The sequence below is a fragment of the Natronosalvus halobius genome (assembly GCF_024138145.1).
Classification (GTDB): domain Archaea; phylum Halobacteriota; class Halobacteria; order Halobacteriales; family Natrialbaceae; genus Natronosalvus; species Natronosalvus halobius.
Map to the genome: position 1 here is coordinate 1 of NZ_CP099999.1, position 19,378 is coordinate 19,378.

33 protein-coding genes are annotated in these 19,378 nt (G+C 60.8%); 21 read left to right on the plus strand and 12 right to left on the minus strand.

Translation table 11 applies throughout. From position 1 onward, the window contains the following. The first annotated feature begins 74 nt into the window (after window positions 1–74). The 4 genes from NGM15_RS18315 (at window position 75) to NGM15_RS18330 (ending at window position 3,229) form a co-directional block, all read left to right on the plus strand. Window positions 75–905 carry a ParA family protein gene (locus NGM15_RS18315; protein ID WP_253439144.1) on the plus strand — a complete coding sequence of 277 codons (831 nt, stop codon included), beginning with the start codon at window positions 75–77 and terminating at the stop codon, window positions 903–905. Between the two features lies 1 nt (window position 906). Next, on the plus strand, window positions 907–1,317 hold the full coding sequence (locus NGM15_RS18320; RefSeq protein ID WP_253439146.1) for a DUF8115 family protein: 411 nt from the start codon (window positions 907–909) through the stop codon (window positions 1,315–1,317). A gap of 106 nt (window positions 1,318–1,423) precedes the next feature. Then, window positions 1,424–1,588, plus strand: coding sequence for a hypothetical protein (locus NGM15_RS18325; protein ID WP_253439149.1), 165 nt, complete (start codon window positions 1,424–1,426; stop codon window positions 1,586–1,588). Window positions 1,589–2,080: 492 nt separating this feature from the next. Further along, window positions 2,081–3,229, plus strand: coding sequence for a tyrosine-type recombinase/integrase (locus NGM15_RS18330; protein WP_253439151.1), 1,149 nt, complete (start codon window positions 2,081–2,083; stop codon window positions 3,227–3,229). A gap of 12 nt (window positions 3,230–3,241) precedes the next feature. On the opposite strand, the gene NGM15_RS18335 is transcribed toward NGM15_RS18330, so the two are convergent. Continuing rightward, the gene (locus tag NGM15_RS18335) at window positions 3,242–3,454 is read right to left on the minus strand and encodes a hypothetical protein (RefSeq protein ID WP_253439153.1); all 213 of its coding nucleotides are present in this window, start codon (window positions 3,452–3,454) and stop codon (window positions 3,242–3,244) included. 192 nt (window positions 3,455–3,646) lie between these two features. On the opposite strand from NGM15_RS18335, the gene NGM15_RS18340 reads away from it, so the two are divergent. From NGM15_RS18340 to NGM15_RS18420, 17 genes are read left to right on the plus strand one after another with little or no spacing between them, the layout of a single operon-like run. After that, on the plus strand, window positions 3,647–4,051 hold the full coding sequence (locus tag NGM15_RS18340; RefSeq protein ID WP_253439156.1) for a hypothetical protein: 405 nt from the start codon (window positions 3,647–3,649) through the stop codon (window positions 4,049–4,051). Beyond that, window positions 4,048–4,437, plus strand: coding sequence for a hypothetical protein (locus NGM15_RS18345; protein WP_253439159.1), 390 nt, complete (start codon window positions 4,048–4,050; stop codon window positions 4,435–4,437). The genes NGM15_RS18340 and NGM15_RS18345 overlap by 4 nt, the downstream gene beginning before the upstream one ends. After that, window positions 4,434–4,742 (plus strand): hypothetical protein, encoded by a 309-nt coding sequence (locus NGM15_RS18350; RefSeq protein WP_253439162.1) that lies wholly within the window; start codon window positions 4,434–4,436, stop codon window positions 4,740–4,742. The genes NGM15_RS18345 and NGM15_RS18350 overlap by 4 nt, the downstream gene beginning before the upstream one ends. After that, window positions 4,739–4,981 carry a hypothetical protein gene (locus NGM15_RS18355; RefSeq protein ID WP_253439164.1) on the plus strand — a complete coding sequence of 81 codons (243 nt, stop codon included), beginning with the start codon at window positions 4,739–4,741 and terminating at the stop codon, window positions 4,979–4,981. The genes NGM15_RS18350 and NGM15_RS18355 overlap by 4 nt, the downstream gene beginning before the upstream one ends. Further along, the gene (locus NGM15_RS18360; RefSeq protein ID WP_253439167.1) at window positions 4,978–5,172 is read left to right on the plus strand and encodes a hypothetical protein; all 195 of its coding nucleotides are present in this window, start codon (window positions 4,978–4,980) and stop codon (window positions 5,170–5,172) included. The genes NGM15_RS18355 and NGM15_RS18360 overlap by 4 nt, the downstream gene beginning before the upstream one ends. Next, window positions 5,169–5,339 (plus strand): hypothetical protein, encoded by a 171-nt coding sequence (locus NGM15_RS18365; RefSeq protein WP_253439169.1) that lies wholly within the window; start codon window positions 5,169–5,171, stop codon window positions 5,337–5,339. The genes NGM15_RS18360 and NGM15_RS18365 overlap by 4 nt, the downstream gene beginning before the upstream one ends. Beyond that, window positions 5,332–5,556, plus strand: a complete 225-nt coding sequence (locus tag NGM15_RS18370; protein ID WP_253439172.1) for a hypothetical protein — start codon at window positions 5,332–5,334, stop codon at window positions 5,554–5,556. Before NGM15_RS18365 ends, NGM15_RS18370 begins: the two co-directional genes overlap by 8 nt. Further along, a complete protein-coding gene (locus tag NGM15_RS18375) occupies window positions 5,553–5,855 on the plus strand; it encodes a hypothetical protein (RefSeq protein WP_253439176.1) in 303 nt (100 codons plus the stop codon). Before NGM15_RS18370 ends, NGM15_RS18375 begins: the two co-directional genes overlap by 4 nt. Continuing rightward, the gene (locus tag NGM15_RS18380) at window positions 5,845–6,093 is read left to right on the plus strand and encodes a hypothetical protein (RefSeq protein ID WP_253439187.1); all 249 of its coding nucleotides are present in this window, start codon (window positions 5,845–5,847) and stop codon (window positions 6,091–6,093) included. Before NGM15_RS18375 ends, NGM15_RS18380 begins: the two co-directional genes overlap by 11 nt. Next, window positions 6,083–6,415 (plus strand): hypothetical protein, encoded by a 333-nt coding sequence (locus NGM15_RS18385; RefSeq protein WP_253439190.1) that lies wholly within the window; start codon window positions 6,083–6,085, stop codon window positions 6,413–6,415. Before NGM15_RS18380 ends, NGM15_RS18385 begins: the two co-directional genes overlap by 11 nt. Then, a complete protein-coding gene (locus NGM15_RS18390; RefSeq protein ID WP_253439193.1) occupies window positions 6,405–6,617 on the plus strand; it encodes a hypothetical protein in 213 nt (70 codons plus the stop codon). Before NGM15_RS18385 ends, NGM15_RS18390 begins: the two co-directional genes overlap by 11 nt. Beyond that, complete coding sequence (locus tag NGM15_RS18395) at window positions 6,610–6,849, plus strand: hypothetical protein (RefSeq protein ID WP_253439196.1); 240 nt, start codon at window positions 6,610–6,612, stop codon at window positions 6,847–6,849. Before NGM15_RS18390 ends, NGM15_RS18395 begins: the two co-directional genes overlap by 8 nt. Next, window positions 6,839–7,081, plus strand: a complete 243-nt coding sequence (locus NGM15_RS18400) for a hypothetical protein (protein WP_253439199.1) — start codon at window positions 6,839–6,841, stop codon at window positions 7,079–7,081. Before NGM15_RS18395 ends, NGM15_RS18400 begins: the two co-directional genes overlap by 11 nt. Continuing rightward, window positions 7,078–7,281, plus strand: a complete 204-nt coding sequence (locus NGM15_RS18405; protein WP_253439201.1) for a hypothetical protein — start codon at window positions 7,078–7,080, stop codon at window positions 7,279–7,281. Before NGM15_RS18400 ends, NGM15_RS18405 begins: the two co-directional genes overlap by 4 nt. Further along, entirely contained in the window at window positions 7,274–7,468 is a 195-nt protein-coding gene (locus NGM15_RS18410; RefSeq protein WP_253439204.1) for a hypothetical protein, read from the plus strand. The genes NGM15_RS18405 and NGM15_RS18410 overlap by 8 nt, the downstream gene beginning before the upstream one ends. Beyond that, window positions 7,461–8,027, plus strand: coding sequence for a hypothetical protein (locus NGM15_RS18415; RefSeq protein ID WP_253439207.1), 567 nt, complete (start codon window positions 7,461–7,463; stop codon window positions 8,025–8,027). Before NGM15_RS18410 ends, NGM15_RS18415 begins: the two co-directional genes overlap by 8 nt. Next, window positions 8,024–8,239 carry a hypothetical protein gene (locus NGM15_RS18420; protein WP_253439210.1) on the plus strand — a complete coding sequence of 72 codons (216 nt, stop codon included), beginning with the start codon at window positions 8,024–8,026 and terminating at the stop codon, window positions 8,237–8,239. Before NGM15_RS18415 ends, NGM15_RS18420 begins: the two co-directional genes overlap by 4 nt. Before the next feature lie 693 nt (window positions 8,240–8,932). Here the strand turns inward: NGM15_RS18420 and NGM15_RS18425 are convergent. The 11 genes from NGM15_RS18425 to NGM15_RS18475 form a co-directional block, all read right to left on the minus strand. Further along, window positions 8,933–9,304 carry a helix-hairpin-helix domain-containing protein gene (locus tag NGM15_RS18425; RefSeq protein ID WP_253439212.1) on the minus strand — a complete coding sequence of 124 codons (372 nt, stop codon included), beginning with the start codon at window positions 9,302–9,304 and terminating at the stop codon, window positions 8,933–8,935. Window positions 9,305–9,514: 210 nt separating this feature from the next. After that, window positions 9,515–11,956, minus strand: a complete 2,442-nt coding sequence (locus tag NGM15_RS18430; RefSeq protein WP_253439214.1) for a hypothetical protein — start codon at window positions 11,954–11,956, stop codon at window positions 9,515–9,517. 6 nt (window positions 11,957–11,962) lie between these two features. After that, window positions 11,963–13,798 (minus strand): hypothetical protein, encoded by a 1,836-nt coding sequence (locus tag NGM15_RS18435; protein ID WP_253439217.1) that lies wholly within the window; start codon window positions 13,796–13,798, stop codon window positions 11,963–11,965. A 2-nt stretch (window positions 13,799–13,800) separates the two neighbouring features. Next, the gene (locus NGM15_RS18440) at window positions 13,801–15,135 is read right to left on the minus strand and encodes a hypothetical protein (protein WP_253439220.1); all 1,335 of its coding nucleotides are present in this window, start codon (window positions 15,133–15,135) and stop codon (window positions 13,801–13,803) included. Between the two features lie 15 nt (window positions 15,136–15,150). After that, entirely contained in the window at window positions 15,151–16,131 is a 981-nt protein-coding gene (locus NGM15_RS18445) for a hypothetical protein (RefSeq protein ID WP_253439222.1), read from the minus strand. Then, on the minus strand, window positions 16,128–16,793 hold the full coding sequence (locus NGM15_RS18450; protein WP_253439224.1) for a hypothetical protein: 666 nt from the start codon (window positions 16,791–16,793) through the stop codon (window positions 16,128–16,130). Before NGM15_RS18450 ends, NGM15_RS18445 begins: the two co-directional genes overlap by 4 nt. Further along, entirely contained in the window at window positions 16,790–17,011 is a 222-nt protein-coding gene (locus NGM15_RS18455) for a hypothetical protein (RefSeq protein WP_253439227.1), read from the minus strand. Before NGM15_RS18455 ends, NGM15_RS18450 begins: the two co-directional genes overlap by 4 nt. 47 nt (window positions 17,012–17,058) lie before the next feature. Next, entirely contained in the window at window positions 17,059–17,373 is a 315-nt protein-coding gene (locus tag NGM15_RS18460) for a hypothetical protein (protein ID WP_253439230.1), read from the minus strand. Next, window positions 17,366–17,653, minus strand: a complete 288-nt coding sequence (locus NGM15_RS18465) for a hypothetical protein (protein ID WP_253439232.1) — start codon at window positions 17,651–17,653, stop codon at window positions 17,366–17,368. Before NGM15_RS18465 ends, NGM15_RS18460 begins: the two co-directional genes overlap by 8 nt. Further along, window positions 17,650–18,909 carry a hypothetical protein gene (locus tag NGM15_RS18470; RefSeq protein ID WP_253439235.1) on the minus strand — a complete coding sequence of 420 codons (1,260 nt, stop codon included), beginning with the start codon at window positions 18,907–18,909 and terminating at the stop codon, window positions 17,650–17,652. The genes NGM15_RS18465 and NGM15_RS18470 overlap by 4 nt, the downstream gene beginning before the upstream one ends. After that, entirely contained in the window at window positions 18,909–19,259 is a 351-nt protein-coding gene (locus NGM15_RS18475; RefSeq protein WP_253439238.1) for a hypothetical protein, read from the minus strand. Before NGM15_RS18475 ends, NGM15_RS18470 begins: the two co-directional genes overlap by 1 nt. Window positions 19,260–19,378: the final 119 nt, after the last annotated feature.

The following is a 19,378-nucleotide window of genomic DNA, read 5'->3' on the forward strand; positions in this document are numbered from 1 at the left end:
GAATACTGATACTGCGTCTGACAAACCTATTTGTATGCCCTATCTGTATACAGTATACGTATATGGAAAACACCATGAGAGCCGCGACGTACGTCCCGAAGGGTGGCGTCGGGAAGACGACGTCAACGGGCCACATCGCCGTTTCGGCGGTGAACCACCACGACCTCGAGGTCGTTGCACTCGACCTCGCCGGCACCCAGAACGACCTGGCGACACAGTTCGGCATCGCCGACGAGGTCGACGACCCCGACGCCCCGATCTCGGCGGTCTTCGGCGAGAACTGGAGTTTCATCCGAGACAATATCGACGACATCGTCGATCGGATGGTCTTCGAGACCGACGAGGGAGTGGACATCATCCCGGCAGATGAGGGTCTCGGCGGCGCCGACAACAACCTCGCGAACGTCCCACGTGAGGATCGGTACGGAAAACTCGACGCGTTCATCACCGACGAGCTCGCCCCGCGCTACGATCTCGTCCTCCTGGACCTCCCCGGAAAGGAGGACAACATCACGATCAACGGGCTGTTCGCCGCCGAGAACGTCGTCGCGCCGCTGAAACCCGGCGAGTTCGAACGCAACCAGGCGAAGAATCTCGAGACGGAACTCGAGGCGATCCGCGACGACGCCGATCACGACGCGAGCCCACAACTCCAGCTCGTGTTCGCGACGATGATCGAGAAGGGGACGAACCTCTCGGGTGAGTTCGAAGCCGAACTCGAGAAGGCTTATCCCGACGTCGCCGGTCCGTCGGTGACGAAAGCCCAGGACATCGGGAACGAACAGGCGAGAGGCCGGACGCTGTTCGCGCTCGAGGACGACGAACTGTACGCGACAGGGAAGCGAGCGCGCGACTCGTATCGCAAACTGACCAACGATCTACTCGACCGACTGGAGGCACGATAACATGACCGACGACACATCCAAAGCCGAAGCCCTACTCGAGGAAGCGAAGAGCCAGAAACGCCACGAAACCGAGCCGTCGAACGAACCGACCGACGATTCGCCGTCGCTCGAGGGCGCGATCGTCGACGCGTACGCGGCGATCGACGCTGGCGACGCCCACAGCAACCTGACGATTCGGGATTCCGATCTGGCAGCGCTCGTCGCTGGCCTCGACGAGACGGACGGCCTCGGGGAGATCGTGGCCGACGCCCAGGACGAACTCGACCGTGAGGGAACCGACGCCGACGCGACGAAAGCGATGGCACTCGGACTCCTGGTACGCGTCGGTCTCTCGGAAGTCGCCCCGGAAGCCGTCGAAACGACGCTCGAGGCGAAGAAACGCCATGCTGTGAATCAAGCATCCGAAATCTGAATCTGGAAGCGGTATTCGCAGTCTGAATATAGATATTGTATACGTATACTGTATACGATTACAGTAAGACGATAGTTTATACCGGAAGAGGCAGCGAACGCCGGCGATGCACCCACAGGACGACCTGTTGATCGTCGAGGCGCTGATCGAATACGCTCGCGAACGCGTACTCCACGACCCCGACCGGCGCGATCGGGCGCTGGCGCTCGCCGAGGACGTCGCCGGCGAGCACGGGCTGGGGCTCGAGGACGCGCTGTTTCAGATTGAATGACGCGCTGGATTTATATCACCAGACGTGTCGTTTGAGGTTGATAATGACTCAACCAATCAACACGAGTCCTGTCTGGGGCGTCCCTTCCGGTCTCTTTGTGGCAGGAATCATTCTCGTAGCAGCAGGTATCGGATTCCTCCACGGTGGCGAATCAATAGGATGGGGCCATCTATTCTTAGGAGCTTTAGCCATGATTGTATCGCCAATTTCTCTATTCATTTTCTCCCCGAAAGGTACCGTCTGAACCCCTCTGTTTCCTATCCGTCCGCTAACAGGCGTCAGACGTTGATATCCGGGCGATTAGCATCTAGGACTAGGGAAGAGCAAAAGATATAGCGACATACAGTATATAAACCCCTAAAACGAGGGTAGAAGACTCGAGACTACCGAGAACACACGCCTCAGACGACTCGCCTACTACTTTGTTAAACACCAGTTTAACCAAACAGATTTACTAGGGTCGACGCTGTACCCCGCAGGTGTGAACGTACAATGAACGAGAGACCACCTTCTCGAGGCCGAAACCCCAGGGATTACACCGTCGAAGAGGCGGTCACGCGCTACCTCGATTCACTCAACTCGGACGGCTCGCGCAAAACGATGCGAACGCCACTGAATCGATTCGTCGAGTTCTGCGAGCGCCACGAGATCGCGGCGCCGGGCGAGCTCACCTCGGGTGACATCCAGGACTTCGGCTACGAACTGAAAGAGGACCACCGAGACGGGAACCTGAAAGCGTCGACGGCGAACACCTACTACGACTACGTCCGGGCGTTCCTCGGGTTCTGTGTCCGAAACGAGATGGCCGACCAGAACCCTGCGAAAACCGATCGGGGGCAGGAGTACCTCCCCGACGACACCGGCGATCGGGACGCCCAGTACTGGACGACCGAGCAACGCACGCAGATCCTCAACTACGTCACCCAGCGACTCGACTGGGCGCTCGACGGGAAGATCGACGTCGACCCCGATATCGCGTACCGTGACCGAACAATGGTCGTCCTACTCGCGAGAACCGGGGCCCGAGGCGCCGAACTTTTTAATGACCTCAAGGATCGGGAACGGACTGGCGTCACCTGGGGCGACGTCGACCTCGAGAACGCGGTCCTGTACGTCTTCGGAAAGGGGCGCAAACACAATCAGGAGGTTCCCCTCCCGAAGTCCGCCCGCGAAGTACTGGATCGGTGGCAACGGAAGGCCGACCCGCCGAGTGACGACTGGCCGATCTTCCCGAGCTGGAGCTACAAGGCTCGACGGAAGAACCTCGAGGACGAAATCGGCTCGAAAGTGGTGTCTCTGCGTTTCGAGGAACGGGGCGACGTACTGAAAACCGAGTTTCTCGACGAACTCCTCGAGGAGTATGAGGTGGCGCCACCGGCGATCTCGAAAGAGCGCGCTCGGCAGATCATGAAACAACTGACCGACGAGGCGAACATCGACGTCGACGACCGCCACGGCTATCTCACGCCGCACGGCGCCCGCCGCCGTCTCGGGGCCGACCTGTACGCGGCAGGCGAGTCCGAGCGTGCACAGGATGCACTACGGCACAACTCAATCGAGACGACTCACGAGGCCTACAGCCACCTCAACACGAAAGACACGGCCGACACGATCGACGAGGTCCTCGAAGAAATCGAATAGCGCCCCACTCCGTCAACTGTTCTCGTCTTCTAATTGCTCCCGCAGGTCCTCGACTTCTTCCTCGAGCCGCGCCAACCTCTCCTCGGTGTCTTCTTCGACGACGGCCTCGCGAAGCTGGTCGTAGAGTTCTGGATCGTGTTCACGCAGTAGACGGGCGTCGGTTTCCATCCGGTCCATCTTCCCGCGCACTCGAGAACGGTGGCTCGAGCGCACACTAGCGTCCATATCTGGGTCTCCTCGTATTGCATCCCGTTCGCCGTCGGTGAGCAACGCCCTCGTCATTCGTTCGCCGTCTGTGTTGCCGGTCAACATATATGGTGTGATCTAACGAGATGCCGTGATAAAAGTATACCGTGCTTATTCAACAGTATCTACAGCAGCGCAACATATATGTTGAATAAGATAGAAACGTGATGTATGGCACAGAGTCAAGCCGACCGACCCGAATGGCTGCCAGACGAGTACGACGCAGACGCATCGCTACGCGAACGGCTTCCGATCATGGCCGAGATTGACGGCGGTATCGAACTGCACGTCGGCGACGAGCGCGGCATCGTCGAGATCGTCGGTGAGCCACTCGAGCTGACCGAGAACGCCGCTGAGTGTTACACGCTGAGAACCGGATCGGCCTCGAAATGGCGCCAGGGAGTCTGGCGGAACGAGATCGTCGTTCCGAAGGAACACGAGGCCGTGTTGAAATCGGTCGACCCGGAGCAGAGCTTCGAGGACTATGAACGGACGAAGAAAACCGAACTTCGAGGCGTCGACGTTCGGATTTACGGCATCGATCACGAGCGGCTCGGGCGCGAGGTGCCGGCATGAGCCTCCCTGACCCCGAAACGACGGAGTGCGAACCGATCGAGATCGACGACGACGAAGTCCTCGAGCAGATTCCCGAGGACAACCCGTTCAAGGCGGCGATCGTCGAGATGAAAGACGACGACGCGTCGTGGACCGAGGTGTTGGAACGCCTCGAGGACGCGTACAACCCGATCGACAAGACGGCCTACAAGGAATCGATGGTCCGAATGCCTGAGTACCGGATTCGGGCGGTCGTCCACTGCGAGCAATCGACCTCTGGAGAGCGTTACGAGTCGTTCACCCACGCAGACGAGACCGAAGACGCGGCTATCGAGTGGGCCGAATCAAAACACGACGTTCTGCGCGTCGAATCGACCGAGAAGGTCGGAATGGTGACCGTCGGATGAGCGACTTCGAACGAGACGACGTCGACCGAATCGAGGAGTTCTACCGCCTCGAGCACGCCAGCGGGTGCGTCTACGTCGGTCGGCGCGGCATTACGGCCATCAAAGCCGCCGACTTCGACGAGGACGGCACGATCTTCCCGCTGGGGTACACCAAATCGGAACTCGAGCGGAAGGTCAACAATCAGGGACTCGAGTCCGTCTCTCGAGAGGACGTCCCCGACCGCGCAGAGAACTACCTCGAGCACCAGTTCTACGCTCGGGCTGTGAATCTGGGGATGGCCGATATCGCGGGTGAAACGGCATGAGCTTCGAACGCGTCCCCGACGAGCTGCGGAAGAACAACCTCGCCATCCGCTGCATGATCGGCGAGGACGACCCCGACCTCTGTGACGGCTGGCTGACGAGCGTCGAGATCGACCCCTCGGACGTCCGAGTGGACGGCTACGACCGACTCCGCTTCGCGGAGCACGTCCCGACCGAGTGTCCGGAATGTGGCGATCGCGTCCTCGAGTACAACGGTGTGGAGGTGACGTTTCACGCATGATCACCGACTTACTCGCCCAGCTGGCGTTTATTCACCGGGAGATACCGGAGGAAGAGTTCGACCTCGATACCGCTGTGGAAACGGCCATCGACACCGTTGAGAGAGACGTAACTGAGGAAGAACGCGACGAACTCGACAGTCTCCTCCCGGAGTGGCTAGAGCAGGGCGACGATGAGAGGGCCGCAGCATGAGCCTCCACGAGTGCCGACGATGCGGGAAGGAAATCGCAACGAACTCCACGACGGCAGGCGCGTTCGCGATGCCGCCGACGCTGTACTGCGTCCACGACGGAGACGCCGTCGAGATGGATGTCGTTTCGGAGGCCGACCTCCTTGAGGAGGCGATCGTCCATGAGTAACGAGACGGACCACTGGCAGGTCGTCGAAATCACAGGCGTCGGTATCGGCGAGATGTGGTTCGACGTCGTCGCCGACGAGCTCTCCCAGGACGTCGCCGAACGACGAGCCGGCCAGCGAGATCGCCACGTTGCCGTCCCAATGACCTACGACCCCGGTGAACCAGTCGGAATCGGCCAGGTCGTCGACGACTACGACCGGGCGGTGATCGACCGATGATCCGACGTTTGTACTGGGGCGTCATGTTCAACCTCTCGAGGGCGACAGCGCTCGCGATCTGCGAACCGAAGCTCCGACTCGGGCGTCGGCGCCACGACGGTAACTGCGACGAGTGTGGCGAGCGCTGTTCTCCCTACGCGATGGAGAAGCTGGACTTCCCGATCGAGAGTCTCGAGCCCGAAGCGACATCGAGTCGCGAAAAGCTCCGGGCGATGTTCAGCGCGGACTACGTCCGGTACTGTCTCGAGTGCGGTAACGGAATCGAAACCGAGCAAGCAGGGGTGGACGATGCCGAGTAACACCTCGAACGGCATCGACCGCTCGAAGGTCGAATACGTCCGCTCTCAGCACTGGCGATACGAGGGGACCGACTACGTTCTCGGATACATCCCGAGCGAGTGCTCGGAGTGTGGAAAGACCATCCCGGACGACCATGCCGGATACATCCGCGACGGCCCTCGAGCGAACGGCGGAGACGGCGGCATGGACGAACTGTGCTTCGACTGCGGTAATGAGGTGACTGGATTTGCAGACTGAAACAGAACAGACGCGGTTAGCGGATGAACTGAGCCGAATCTACGACATCCTGGAGGACGCATCGGAAGAGGCGGAGACACAGCGAGAGAACGCCGTGATCGGCCTGTTGTTCATCCTGACGGACTACGGGCGCGACGTCGCACTCCAGCGTGAGTATCCAACGCCGAACCAGAAACTCTTCGAGGCGGTCGGCGGGGAGTTATCCGAGAAACCTTCCGATCCTGGGTTCTGGCCCGACTACGCTGGCGACCACGACGACTTTTCGATGCTCGTGGACTGGACCGATCCGAACCGGCGGACGGAGGGCGACAATGGCGAGTAACGATCCTCTCTCGGATCTCGAGATCCGCGAACAGTCCCTCGCACACACGCGAGACGCGCTGGCAGCACTCCAGAAGGTGCCGGCCGCCGGCTTGGACCAGCCGAAACACGAGACGGTGACGGACCTCGTCGACGGGGCGACGTCGCTCGAGCGCCAGCTCGCAAACGAAGTCGAACAGATTCGAGGTGGCGACGGTGAGTAACGATCCGCTCCTGGAGGAGTGTCCCGACTGCGAGGGGACGGACCTCGAGCCAGCCGACGAGATCAACGAAATCATGTGGGACGATACGATGACGGCGTGTCACGACTGTAAACTCGTCTTCGACGCCCGTGGGCGGACGCAGGGTGGGTTCGATAGCGAGGTCGCTCGCGAACTGCACTCGGCGGCGGTCGACGCACTGCTCGACTCTCTCGGTGGTGACGATGGCGAGTAAAGCCACCGACCGAAAGGACGCCTACGAGGAAGACGAGTGCCTGCTGTGCGCTCCGGCGCCGCATCCGAACTGCGAGATGTACACCGTCCTGGAGGTCCTCAATCGCGAGCACGTGCCGCTCGGGGAGGACGAGAGCGACCACCTGATCGAGATTCCGGTGTGCCTCGGGCACTACCAGGCGCTCGAGGAGTACCAGAGCGGGAAGAACGTCGCCGAGGTCGACGTGATATGAGCGCCGAATACGAACACGCGGGCGAGTGGGACTGTGATATCTGCGGCCAGTCCTTCGAGGCCGAACGAAAACTCGACGTCCTCGGGCACGTCCTGGCGGGCTGTCCGTCCTGTGGCGCGCCCGATCGGGCCGGCGGACACGAGGGATACCGGCGGCGAAAGCGTGAACTCGAGGCCGCGAGGGGTGAGGCCTGTGGGTGACGTCTCGTGTGCGGGGTGCGGGACGGACATCGACACGCTCACCGACACCCACTACCGCGTCGGCGAGGAGGAACGGCCCGTAAAGTCACTCGAGAAGGCCGAAGACGAACTCGAGTTTGACGACTTCTTCTCGCGTGGGTGGCTTCTCTGCCCCGGATGTTTCGGTGAGGTGGTCCCGGATGCATAGCGAAAAGGCCGCCGACGTCCGGGATGCACTCAACGGCCTGCCGTGTGTCGCCTACGACCCCGAACCCTCGGAGAACTATCCCGGCTCGGACGCACTCACGATCACCCGACGGGGCGAGGAGTGGACCCACACCGGGCCCTGTGTCAATACGGACGAGTTCACGTTCTCGGCGGCCCGGATTCACGAGGCCGGCCAGATATCCTTCGGGAAAGACGCCCCGATGCGACCGTGCTACGAGGTCGTTCTCCAGCCACTGACCATCCCGACGCGGCCGCTCCCGTCGATCTCCATCCCGCCGGAGGTCGTCCACGAGGTCGCGAAATACGACTGCCGGATGCGCGTGAAAGCCGGCTATCGAGGCGAGTGGACGCCCGGAACGATCCACGTTCGCGACGATCTCGCCCACGCCCAGGACCCCGACGCCGACGGCGATCGGTGCCCGGACTGTCGGGGAACGCGGTTCAAGCTCAAAAGCGGGGTTCCCGAATGCGTGCGGTGTGGAACGCGTCTCGAGGACGCGGAGACAGAGTACACGCCGACGCTGGGGGATAACGCGTGAGCGGTCATCGTATCGGCACGGATCGAAAAGAGACAGTTGTCGTCGCTGGCTGTCCGAATGGTTGTCAGGGCTACGAACTCGAGGTCGGGGGCGTGGAGGACTCGGTCGACGAACTCGTCGAGGCGGTGGCGGAGTCCTACGGAGACTGCTCAACCTGTGGCGAGCCGATCGGACGGCTTCGAACGGACGAACCGAGCGTCGAACTCGAGTAACTGCTTCTACTGAACCAGGGCGTGAGTTCACCAAAACGGGAAAGGAACCTCTCTATCCCTGATGAACACCGAGTATTGAACTCCCGAAAACTTCATATGAACCCCGGTGTTGGTACTGAATGCTTAGTTCCGGAGAGGGCGTTGGCTCGTTCTAACGCCCCCGATCCTCAGACCGGAGAGCGTAGAGCTTGAGACCAACGCTGATCGACAGCAATGCAACCGATGCGACCTGGAGCGTAACATCAACTGGTGGCATAGATGTGTCTATGCGCTTGGTCAACCGTCCTCCGAGAATGCTTAGTTCCGGAGAGGGCTGACGTTGCGCGGAAGTTTGGTCTGCTCCCAACCCTATAAAACTACCTAGGTTGCGTGATTGAAACGTAGAATACGCGCGCAGGACGCGCAGCCCCTCACGGCAGTGCTCGAAATCTTAAAAGAGAACCACCCCCACCCTAGAAATTTATATAAATTCCCGTTGTCGTGTTAGATGGTTGCCAACGAAAAACAGCGCAACCAGAGCACGAAATGATCGACGTAATCAGCACAATAGCGCTTAGCTACAGCACCGAACAGTTCACGAACCACTTCACGATTCTCGTGTACGCAGCGATAATCGCGATGTTCATCGGAGCGGTCCTTCAACTGTTCCGATAGTAGTTGAAATTCGGCGGATGGTGCTCCCCCCGGAACCCATTAACCACACTTCTTGAGCACTGCCTCGGCCGTACTCTCCCCGACACCGTGGACGGCCTCGAGTTGCTCCCGATCGGCGCCGCGCAGCTCGGTCAGCGAGTCGAACTCCTCGGCGATCGCCTTCGACGTCTTCGGTCCGACGTTGTTCACGTCCTCGACGAACGCGCGGATCTGGTCGTTTCTGCTGTCGAGGTGGAACTCGAGACGACGCTCGAGTTCGTCGGCGTCGATCTCGCCGCGTGCGTACGCCTCTCGAGCCTCTTCAACAGGGGTCTGCGGGCTCGAAAGACGGTTCCGGACAGTCGCATAGGCGGTGACGCCGAGGACGAGGACGAAAAACGCGGCGTCCAGGAGCGTGGGTTCGGCGGGCATGATTGATTCTCGTGTGCGTGTGTAGTGTTACCGTCTGTAGCCTTCCCTGACCGGGCAAATCAAATATAAAATAAATCGATCAATTTCTCTATTCTGTCGTGCGCAACATTAGTATATACGCGGTGGGTAGCGCGGGCGATCCGACCACGACAGGAGTCAGGAAAATCGAAAGACGAAAAGCTGATTCAGATGGTCGCTGGTTGCCGACCATCACTCGAGTTCGTCCCAGGGGAACCCCATCGCTTTCTCCCCGAGAGCCGTGACCGCGTATACACGATCGACCTTTTCGATACACCTTCCGAGTGGCCCATCGTCGACCATCCAATCAGCGAGAGTCGAATCAGGTATCCCAGTGAACTCGGACAGTGATCGACGGCTCGTAATCTCGTTCTGATCGATCTCGGTTAGACACTCGAGAAGTCGCTGGCGCTTCTCGTCACCGTAGTCGATCCAGTCACGAATTGCAGCAGGAAGCCGATAGTCCTCGCCGCCCCCATCGGTTTGTGCCGTTGCTGCACCGCCGGCCATCACTTCGGCCATTCGCCGTTCCTTCGCTCGCTCGAGACGCTCGAGGCGCATTTCCCGCGACTCGCCCGCAACTGCCGTCGGCTGGAATCGGAGATCGTTCACCACCGGATACTCCTGTCGCCACTGGCTGAAGCGATACACGCTCTCCTCGTCGAGCGTTTCCGGGCGGACGCACGCGGGCACGTCACGAGAGGTGAGATACCACCGATCGACTTCGGGCGGTTCGTCAGTCGGGTAAGCCGTCCCGTCGACGTCACACCACCACTCGCAGTCGTTGAACGCCGAGCGCCAGCGGTCGTCGGTGTGGCTTCGAACGCGGTACCCGAGTGCCTGCCCGTAGCGTCTCTCGAAGGGAACGTCACCGTCTCCGAGTCCACAGGGCGCTCCACGCCACCAGATCGGCCAATAGAAGTTTTCGTCGACCTTGAGTGCGCCCTGCCCTGGATCGAATCCTTTCAGTTGCTCTTTCAGTGCCCTGGGGAAGTGCATCTCATCGTCCATATCGTAAATGAGCCCGTTATCGAGTTTTAGGAAGATTTTGTACGGCATGTTCGACCGGACGGGTTTCGCGACGTCGTTGAGCTTCTGGGTCGACCCGGCCATCATGATTCGACGCGAGCCACCCTGGGTGGCGATCTCGTAAAGCGTCTGGCGAAGCGGGCGGGCCTCGTCCGGGTAGGGGACGAGCGTCATCTTCGACGGAGCGATCTGTTTCAGCTCCCGAACCTCGAGGGCGACGCGGGGGAGGGACTTATCCTCGTCCCGAACCCGGAGCAAGAGCCGAAGCCAGAGGTTCGCGATGACGTATTTCAGCGGCTCGTTCCGGTCCTCGAGATAGTTACAGTTGAGCGTCGCCACCCGGTCGTTTCGGCGTACGACCTCGGCCATATCGAGATTCGTCGACGCGTCGGAATCCGCCAGCAATCCCTCACCGGCCAGATGGAGGACGGTCTGGGCGCACTCGCGGAGGACGTCGTCGGCATCCATCTGATACCGGATCTCGGTCGCCCCATGGTCGTCCTCCCGGACCTCCACGTCACCATCGGCGTCCTCGCGATCGAAATCGTCGTCAGCGAGCTGGCGAATGGTGACTGTCGCTTCGACGTTTTCGGCGTATTTCTCGAGTCGGTCGACGAGGACGGCCACCTGGTCGGTTGATGCCTGTTTCGCTTCCTTGAGCGCTTGTTCGACCCGGTTGATGGTGTTCCGGTCGGCAGTGAAGCCACCGAGACGGAGAATCAACTTCCCGGTGAGGTCGTCGACGCCGATCGTGAACGGCTCGAAGTTCCCCGGGAGTTCACGCGGGAGCCCGGACATCGCGGGCACGTACACCTGCGTATCGTAGGCCGTCGGCTCCTGGCCCATCTCCTCGAGGTTCTCCTGAATCGGCTCCTCGTCGTTAGGGATGGCGATCATGTTCGTCTCGTCGCGGCCGTCGTCCCACAGGCTAATCCACTTGTACTGGTGCTCCTCTTTCAGATTCGCACACAGCGAGACGTTCGTCGAGTCCTTTCCCTGCCTCGGAAGAGCAACCGTCAGAACGTGCTCGCACGACTTGTGCTCGATCACGGGCCGGCGGTCGCCCGGGCCGATCGGCTCGTCGGCACCGATACGAATCCTCCCGATTGGCGTCAGTGGTCCCGGAGTACTCGCCTTTCCCGGCGCGGGATCGATACGTGAAAACCGGACGGGCTCGTACCAGGTCATGTCCCCAGCGCTGTAGATCAACTCGAGGGCTTCGGCGACCTCGAGGAGCGTCACCAGTTCGTGTTTCGGTGAGTCCGGCGGGAGGCCCTTATCCCGGAGTGCGCGGTGATCCTGAAAGAGTGTCTTCGCCCGCCCGCTGAGGTCGTCATACCCGGGACGAAGGACGGACCCGAGGTCGTCGTGGTCACGAATTAGCCAGTGGGCGGCGTGGAGGAGTTCGTCGACCTCGTGATCGGACGCCCCCGCGAGTGCCTTCCGGGCTTGCTCGAGGAGTTTCCGTATCGTGGCGTTCTGTTCGGCCTGTTTGGTGTGACGCTGGCGCTTTTCGTAATGCGTCGCCAGTTCCGAGACCGTCTCGGAGACGTGGTCGTCATCGCGACTCTGGATACTCTCAACGAGCCGGTGTTCGTTTTTCATGTGTGGTTAGTCACTGTTCGGCATTGCCGTTGCCCCGTTGAACCGGGCAGCGGCCTGTGGCGATGGGACGAGCCCGCGAAGGCTGTCCCGTGGGTCGACGTCGGGGAGTTTGTAGACCGGCTCGCCCTTCTTGTCCGTGAATCGATTCGAGAACTGCGAGTGACGTTCGGAGACGTCGGGGAGTCGGCGTTTGTCCGCCGGGAAGACGATCGTCAACGACTGCTCGTCGCCCGAGGAGTCGGTGAACGCCACCTCGCGCTCGTCGAGGACGTGTGCCTCTTCGACGAGGTACTGGTACTCCTCGCAGACGAGTTCCGGGTCGTAGCCAATCGACGTCCGAATCTTGGAGTTTGTCGGCTGTTCGATCACCAACCAGGCGAGCTCGGCTTTCGGGATAATCTCGTCTTCCGAGGACCGGACCAGTTCATCGAGATCGTGCATGATCTGCGACCGGAGTACGTTCTTTCGGTGACCGTCGAGATTCGGCTTCATCTGAGCCAGACACCGGGCGTAGTGCTCGAGTTCTGACGGCGCGACACACTCGTCGGTGACGTGCTGATGCATCGTCTCGCTCGTCTTCCGGACGAACTCTCGCCGATCGTAGGCCGCGTACCGCCGACCGGCAATGAATCCGACGTACGCGGTCACGTCGGCCGTCTCGACGGTCTTGAACTGTCCGGCACAATCGAGCCAGTACTCGTCACTCGCTCGAGTTCGGTGGCGCCGTAGTCGGCGCTGGCGGCGCCGTTTGCCGACCCAGTACCACGTCAGGCCGACGAACGCACTCGTCGCGATGAACAGCGCGTAGACTGGAAGCGTCGTCCACAGCCCGATCGCGAACAGTTGAATCGTGAAGGCCACGCCGAAGGGGACGCCGAAGCGGATTGCCGCTTCGCCCGTTCGAAACCCACTTTGGAGGTCGAGCCAGAGGTGTTTGACCTCCTCAAGGAAGCGAACCTTCCACGGAACGTCCCGCTCGTCTCGAGTCGACACTTCGGTTTCCGGTCGATCACCACTCGATACGGCGTCGAGAAACCAACGAACGATCCAGCGAGTTACCGAGACGACCGCCCGAATGGGGAACGTGAGTACCGTCCATAGCGTCACGAACGGCCATGTGACTACCTTCCAGAGCCGTTGTTTAAGCGAGGTCGACTCATCGACATCGGATTCCGAGCAGGTCTTTTGGGATAGGGATACATCCGCGTCGTCGACGGCCTCCTCTACTGCAACCCCGGCCGCGTGACCACGTTGAATCGACTCTTGAAGAACCGTCGCATCGACTGTGGGAACATCGGTCGGTCGGGAATCGGCTCGAGTTGGTTCGGCACCGTCTTCCGGCGGCGTCCAGTAGTCGACCGTGTCATCGTCGGAGTCCCCTCCGAGGGCAGAATCGATCCGCTGTGCAATGGTTTCTCGCGTATCGTCCGTCGAGGCGATGACACGCGTACACCCATCGGTCGATCGGACCTCGTCCCAGAGCTGGTAAATCGTCTGGACCGTCCAGCCAGTCACGTCCGCCGCCTTATTCGCGTACTGCTTCCGGCGGAAGAACACCCAGCGCCGAGTGAGCCACGCGGCCAGCACCGGCACGATCGCCCAGTGGGTGAGAATGCTGGCAGCGGGGCCGACGAGCGGGGCCGAGGACCCAGAGGTATCGATCCGAGCGTTCATCAGCATCCAAATACCGACGCAGATGAACGCAAATAGCGAGAAGACGAACAACGTCGCAATCCGGCGGGGCGCCTTCGTCGGATCCCCCAGCACGATATTCGAGAGGCGGGTGAACAGCGACGGTTCGTCCGGGTGTTCCGGGTCGGCGTCAGTGAGTGATAGCGACACGGTCAGTCACCTCCAGCCGCAGAGCCGCCGTAGTGATGAGTCGTCCCTCGAGCGGCGTTCGAGGACGTCTCGGCGTGTTCGTAGTCACGCTCACCCGAGAGTCGAGCGACGAGTTCCGAGACCGTCCGCCGGGCATCGCGGACCTCGTTGCCTCGGTTGTAGTCCTTCTCGGCGACGAGTAGTGCCGCCTCGATATTCGAGAGGGCGGTCGTCGCTGCGAGCCGTCCCTCGTAAATGAGCGGCCCGAGCCACGTCTGCTCGCGAAGTTGTTCGGTGGTCAGGGGATCGACCGCCGCGAGGTCGTCGACGCCGTGGTGAGCGAACACTACCTGGCCGTCATCATCGTAGACAATGTTGCCGTACTGGTCGGTTTTGACGATACCCTTACAGGCGACCTCGATCATGTCATCGACGGTTTCGACGTCTTGCTCACGCCAGTAGCGGGCGGCGTTCGTCCCGATCTCGGTAACGTCCTCGAGCGGGTGTTTCGCTGCCGCGTTTCGGAACTCCTCGTAGTCCTGGCGGATCGCCTCGCGCATCAATTCGGCGCGGCTTTCGGCGAGTTGCTGCAACTCGAGAATCCAGCCGTGTTTGCGCTGGAAGTAGATGGCGAGGCCAGCGATCAACCCGATGGCGACGACCCAGGAGACGAAGTTCTGGGCGTCCATGATCCGCATCGTGATGAACATCTGGACCTGCTCGGAGAACAGGTGATCGAACAGGTCGGCTCGGTCTTCGGTATCTTCGATATAGTCTTGAGCGCCGTCAGGCGTCTCCTCGTATCCGTTGTCACCGGCCTGGTCTTTCAGGTAGTCGATGACACCGCTATACTCGGTGTACTCGGCGGCCTCGACCGACACGTCGGTGTTGGTCGCATAGAGGTCGACCGTGTAGCTCGAGCCATCGGCAAAGAACAACTCGAGATCGTACAGCGACCCCTCCGATCCAGCCGCGTCGTCGGCGTACTCGACGCGAACCACGGATCCATCGCCCATTACGCGGGCGTCCGCGTTCGGCTGGCCGACGCGGGCGCTTTCGACCGGCTGTGAAAGCGAGAACGTCGCGAACGGTCCCGAGGTGTTGAACGCCTTATCCGATTGCTCGGTCGATATCTCGAGGTAGTCTTCATCGTAGTCCTCGGGCGTAATCCGGACGCGTTCAGCCTGCGAAGGCGTTTCGGAATCGTTGGCACTCTCATTCAGTGTAATCGTCTGTGCTGACGGGCCGGTGTCGGCGGCCGCCAGCCCGATCGCCCCGGCGGCCCCTACGGTGAGGAGGGCCACGAGAGCGATAATCAAAAGCCGAAACCACGGGCTCTGTCGGTGTGTGTCCGTCATGTGAATCGTCTCTGGTTAGTCGCTCGTGGACGCCGTCTTCTGTCGGTCGCGTTCGTCGTATCGGTGGCCGTTCTCCTCGGGTTCAAACAGGTCTTTGGCCTGTTCGAGGCGCTGGAAAATGGCCTGTTCCTCGTTCGTGAGGACGTCTTCGATTTCCGAGAGTTGTTCCGAGAGGATAGCGTTCAGAACGCGCTCGGATTTCAGTTCCTCCTCGAGTTCGGTCTTATCGTTCTCGAGTTGTCGAATCTCGGATTTGCTCTTTCGCTCCGAGGGGACGATCTCGTAGTCGGCCACTCGACCAGGGTTGTTTACCTCGCGGATTTCAGAGGCCCGAACCGAGACTTCGCCCGTGAGTTCGTCCCAGACAGCAGAATCGTCGTCTGGCACCTCCCAGAAAATTAGGTCATCGGGGAGTCGGTGATCGGCGTCTCGACGCTTCGGGTCGTCCGCGTTGAGTTTTGGCCGCCAGAACAGCCCGAGGGCCTGGTGATCTTTCAGTTGGGGGACGAGCGTCGTCCCGTCGTCGGTGAGCTGTGTATTCGATCGGTCGAATCGAACGACACGGCGTTTGTTGCCTTCCTCACGCTCGAGCGTGATCTGTATCTCGCCCGATTTCGCGTCCTGTTTCGCCTTGAACCAGACGCCGCCAGTCACGCAGACGAGGCCGAACCCGGCCCACTCTGCGTACTCGGCGTAGATGGCTTCAGTCGGTCGGCCGGTCGCCGCTACCTGGTAGATCGCCACGGCGAGATACACTGCGAGAACGACGACCGAGGCGAGCACCGCTTTCGTCATCGGTGTCTGCCTCGAGACGCGCCCCCGGAAGCCGACTCGACGATGACGCGGGTCCGAGCCGACGGACAGGCGGTCGTCAGTGCTTTCGGTATCGTGAGGGTCGTCTCCTGCCGATGTGAACTTGAGGATCGCCCAGTAGAGGATGCCGAGACCGATGAGGAACGCCAATCCACCTGCAACCCCAGAGAGGACGTCGATCACAAGTCATCACCGTCCTCGTCGTCGTTCATGACGGCCTCGACGGTCGCTTCGACCTGTGCCTGTGCTTCCGGCGGTGGGCCGTCGTCGTAGTTCGCGAAGTCGTACTCGGTCGCGTCGGGATCCTCGCCGGCCAGCACCGCCTGTGCTCGCGAGTGGAGTTCGTAGCCGCGTTTCAGGAACTCGCCGTAGGAGTCCTGGTAGGCGTCGAGTTCCTCGAGGACGACGTGACAGTCGTGTTCGATCGCCAGATCCGAGAGCTGGTCGACGAGGTCGTCGTCGGTCTCGGCGGTCTTGATAATTCGCTCGAGGGTTTTCGTCACCGAGTGACGCTTGAGCATCGGACAGGCGACGCCATAATGCGGGCACTGCTCGCAGTCTTCGGGGAAGGCCGCCTCGCCGTTATCGACCCCCCGGTGGTTCCGCATCTTGTGTTTCTTTTTCAGCGACCGGAGTCGGGATTTGACGGCCGACCCCACGTTGCCGTCGGGCAGGGTGACGCTCTCGGTGAGCCACGCGTCGATCTCGGCGTGGAGTTCGGGTGCGTCGTCGCGAAGGTATTCGTATTTGTTGAACAGCCGCGTCCGAAGTTCGGACAGTTCCGTCCGCTGTTGCTCGGTTGGGCTGGCGTCGGTACGACTCGTCGGGTGGGTGTAGGTACTCATAGGTCGAGTGTTGTTGGTGGTGTTACCTCGAGCGGGAACGCCGGGGCGTCGTCGACGGGCACGACGACGATTGCGCCCGAGTCGCAGAAGGCGACGAACTCCTCGACGCCGCGAAGCGGGTTCGACGGCGATCGGGAGAATCGGACGGGAAAATACAGTTGGATCGATCGTTTGTTTCGGGTGACGGTGCCTGTGGTGTGGTCGGTGTACTGTCTCATGTCATCGTTCAGTGGGGAGTTATAACCGCTCTCGAAAGGAAAATCGGTCAACCTGAGCGATTGACGGGTGACCAATTGGCCGCGCGCTTGCGCCATCCACCGGTCTCTTCCCGAAGGTCTGACTCGTCGATACGCCGGGCGTTCGAGAACGCGAAGTACGAGCCTGCCGCGAGGACCATGACACCGGCGACGGTGTAGCCTCCGATAATCATGAACGAACCGATGAGCACCCACGTGAGGTTCATCGGAATCCGGACCATCGACTCGAGGCAGCGCGACTCGCTGTAGAAGTGCCGGCTCAACAGCAATCCGAGGGCGAGCCCTCCAAAGATAATCACGCCCGCAACGGCCATCTCACTCATCGTTGTTCACCTCTCGCGTGTTGTCGGTTCGCGTCTCCCGTTTCGACGTCCGGCTGAACGGGTTGAGTCCTCGCGAACGCCGACGTCGGCGCTTGTCCTTCCGGGCGTTTTTCCCCTGGTTCGTGACGAGGATGTACTCCGGGAAGAACTCGATAGCGGCGTAGACCGTGAGGATAATGAACGCGATCGTCAGTGCGAGAACCCAGCCACCCGGGTTCAGTAAGCTCACTGCGAGGACTGTCAGGATTAGAATCGCCGTAATCGTCTGTCCAAGATTCATAGCCGGACCCCCGCGAGCGGCGTGAGCCAGAGCAAGTCGAAGTTGAAGTTGAACAGGTCCGACCAGCTCGAGGCGTACGAGCGCCACTCGTGTTTCGCCTTGTCGATCGAGTTCGGGTTCGCCGTGAACTCGACCTCAATGTCTCCCTTGTCGTAGCCATCCGTATCGAAGTGGAACTGGACGGCCGCCCCACCGTCGACGGTTCGGTAAAACGCTGGGTCGGCACTGTCGGTCGTGATTGGGCGCCACTCACCGTCGTTGATCTGGTAGACGGCAGTCCACTCGTCGATCGACTGTCCATCGCTGTGTTCGAGCGGGACGGTGACGATCGACCCCTCGCTCGAGTTGATCTGATAGGTTCGTTGCTCGAGCGAGTCGTCTTTCAGCGGCGCCGTAATTCGATCGAGGACACCGCCACTGGTCTGCTCGTCTTTCCAGGCGATGCCGAGGACGCGCATCCGGTTCGGTGCGAACGTCAACTCGTCTTCGGCGTCGATCCGGAACGTGATCTCCGTGTAGGACTGGTCGGTGTCGAAATCGTGGACGTTTCGCCACATTGAGTCAGTGTCACCGTCAGCGGCCGAGACCTCGCCGACCTCTGCGGGCGGAATGGTCTCAGGATGGACTTTGACGGTCATGTCGACACAGTAGTTGTTGGGGTTCTCGACCGACAGGCGGACGAACGCGTCCGTCTCCTCGAGCGTCGTCTTCACGTTCCGGTCAGTCGATTCGATGACGCCGTGTTCCTCGAAGTCGGTCGCGTAGCTATCGTCGGAGAGGTAGTCGTGGGTGACGTCGGCGCAGATCCGTTCCTCGTCGTCCTCCTGGGCGAACGCCGTTCCGGCGACGAACACCACACTCGAGAGGAGACAGACCGTCAGTCCCAGTACTACGAGGCCGCGAACCGAGACGAGGCCGCGTCGTCGTTCCGAAGGCGAGCGCCCCGGGATGAGGCGGAGATACAGACCGTGAACCCACTCGCCGAACTTCCCCGACCAGAGCCACGACATGCCGTCACGGAGGTCCTCAACGGGGAGGATGACGCTCGCCACGATGAACGCTCCGACGCCCGCGAGGGCGGCGATCACCCATGCGTCGCTTGCCGCAGAGGCGATGGCGAACAGGAAAAACAGCGCTACGACGAGCACCTTCCCGATCACGACGAACACCGACCGCTCGGCTCGGCGGATGGCGTTCGCAATATCAGTTCGCCGGCCACGGCCTCGAGGACCGCTCCCCGATCCTTTCCAGGGCATTAGTCATCCCCTCGACGAATGCGGTACTTTCCACTCTTTTTCATTCCCGGGAGCGATGCTGATTTGGCCCGGTCGTATTTGTTGCCGAACCACTCGTTCCACCGGAGGATGCCAATCAACAGGAAGATTCCCCAGAAGAACACGAACACGGCCGTCACGAGGCCGGTGAACAGGCCCGTGAAGATCGACCACCCGATGAGGATGATCGATCCTTTGACCTGTTCTTCGGCGGTCCCGAACCCCAGCGCCTGGGGGAGTGCCCTGACTGTGAGGTCGAGGAACCAGTCCGGAAGGAAGTCTGACAGCGATACCTCACCGATGAATTTGCGTGCGTTTTTGATGATTCCCATGTTGGTCACCTCTTTTTTCGCGGTCCCGGAGATCCCCGCCCTCGACCGGGGATGAGCTTGCCGAGGAACCAGCGAAGTCGCCGGAATTGTGTCTGAAACCAGTTCTCATGTGCGCGATG

What these genes read in the sequence shown, in the direction of transcription:
- NGM15_RS18315 (WP_253439144.1), top strand. Translation starts at nt 75, where the DNA reads ATGAGAGCCGCGACGTACGTCCCGAAGGGTGGCGTCGGGAAGACGACG.
- NGM15_RS18320 (WP_253439146.1), top strand. Translation starts at nt 907, where the DNA reads ATGACCGACGACACATCCAAAGCCGAAGCCCTACTCGAGGAAGCGAAG.
- NGM15_RS18325 (WP_253439149.1), top strand. Translation starts at nt 1,424, where the DNA reads ATGCACCCACAGGACGACCTGTTGATCGTCGAGGCGCTGATCGAATAC.
- NGM15_RS18330 (WP_253439151.1), top strand. Translation starts at nt 2,081, where the DNA reads ATGAACGAGAGACCACCTTCTCGAGGCCGAAACCCCAGGGATTACACC.
- NGM15_RS18335 (WP_253439153.1), bottom strand. Translation starts at nt 3,454, where the DNA reads ATGGACGCTAGTGTGCGCTCGAGCCACCGTTCTCGAGTGCGCGGGAAG.
- NGM15_RS18340 (WP_253439156.1), top strand. Translation starts at nt 3,647, where the DNA reads ATGGCACAGAGTCAAGCCGACCGACCCGAATGGCTGCCAGACGAGTAC.
- NGM15_RS18345 (WP_253439159.1), top strand. Translation starts at nt 4,048, where the DNA reads ATGAGCCTCCCTGACCCCGAAACGACGGAGTGCGAACCGATCGAGATC.
- NGM15_RS18350 (WP_253439162.1), top strand. Translation starts at nt 4,434, where the DNA reads ATGAGCGACTTCGAACGAGACGACGTCGACCGAATCGAGGAGTTCTAC.
- NGM15_RS18355 (WP_253439164.1), top strand. Translation starts at nt 4,739, where the DNA reads ATGAGCTTCGAACGCGTCCCCGACGAGCTGCGGAAGAACAACCTCGCC.
- NGM15_RS18360 (WP_253439167.1), top strand. Translation starts at nt 4,978, where the DNA reads ATGATCACCGACTTACTCGCCCAGCTGGCGTTTATTCACCGGGAGATA.
- NGM15_RS18365 (WP_253439169.1), top strand. Translation starts at nt 5,169, where the DNA reads ATGAGCCTCCACGAGTGCCGACGATGCGGGAAGGAAATCGCAACGAAC.
- NGM15_RS18370 (WP_253439172.1), top strand. Translation starts at nt 5,332, where the DNA reads ATGAGTAACGAGACGGACCACTGGCAGGTCGTCGAAATCACAGGCGTC.
- NGM15_RS18375 (WP_253439176.1), top strand. Translation starts at nt 5,553, where the DNA reads ATGATCCGACGTTTGTACTGGGGCGTCATGTTCAACCTCTCGAGGGCG.
- NGM15_RS18380 (WP_253439187.1), top strand. Translation starts at nt 5,845, where the DNA reads ATGCCGAGTAACACCTCGAACGGCATCGACCGCTCGAAGGTCGAATAC.
- NGM15_RS18390 (WP_253439193.1), top strand. Translation starts at nt 6,405, where the DNA reads ATGGCGAGTAACGATCCTCTCTCGGATCTCGAGATCCGCGAACAGTCC.
- NGM15_RS18400 (WP_253439199.1), top strand. Translation starts at nt 6,839, where the DNA reads ATGGCGAGTAAAGCCACCGACCGAAAGGACGCCTACGAGGAAGACGAG.
- NGM15_RS18405 (WP_253439201.1), top strand. Translation starts at nt 7,078, where the DNA reads ATGAGCGCCGAATACGAACACGCGGGCGAGTGGGACTGTGATATCTGC.
- NGM15_RS18415 (WP_253439207.1), top strand. Translation starts at nt 7,461, where the DNA reads ATGCATAGCGAAAAGGCCGCCGACGTCCGGGATGCACTCAACGGCCTG.
- NGM15_RS18425 (WP_253439212.1), bottom strand. Translation starts at nt 9,304, where the DNA reads ATGCCCGCCGAACCCACGCTCCTGGACGCCGCGTTTTTCGTCCTCGTC.
- NGM15_RS18430 (WP_253439214.1), bottom strand. Translation starts at nt 11,956, where the DNA reads ATGAAAAACGAACACCGGCTCGTTGAGAGTATCCAGAGTCGCGATGAC.
- NGM15_RS18440 (WP_253439220.1), bottom strand. Translation starts at nt 15,135, where the DNA reads ATGACGGACACACACCGACAGAGCCCGTGGTTTCGGCTTTTGATTATC.
- NGM15_RS18450 (WP_253439224.1), bottom strand. Translation starts at nt 16,793, where the DNA reads ATGAGTACCTACACCCACCCGACGAGTCGTACCGACGCCAGCCCAACC.
- NGM15_RS18455 (WP_253439227.1), bottom strand. Translation starts at nt 17,011, where the DNA reads ATGAGACAGTACACCGACCACACCACAGGCACCGTCACCCGAAACAAA.
- NGM15_RS18460 (WP_253439230.1), bottom strand. Translation starts at nt 17,373, where the DNA reads ATGAGTGAGATGGCCGTTGCGGGCGTGATTATCTTTGGAGGGCTCGCC.
- NGM15_RS18465 (WP_253439232.1), bottom strand. Translation starts at nt 17,653, where the DNA reads ATGAATCTTGGACAGACGATTACGGCGATTCTAATCCTGACAGTCCTC.
- NGM15_RS18470 (WP_253439235.1), bottom strand. Translation starts at nt 18,909, where the DNA reads ATGCCCTGGAAAGGATCGGGGAGCGGTCCTCGAGGCCGTGGCCGGCGA.
- NGM15_RS18475 (WP_253439238.1), bottom strand. Translation starts at nt 19,259, where the DNA reads ATGGGAATCATCAAAAACGCACGCAAATTCATCGGTGAGGTATCGCTG.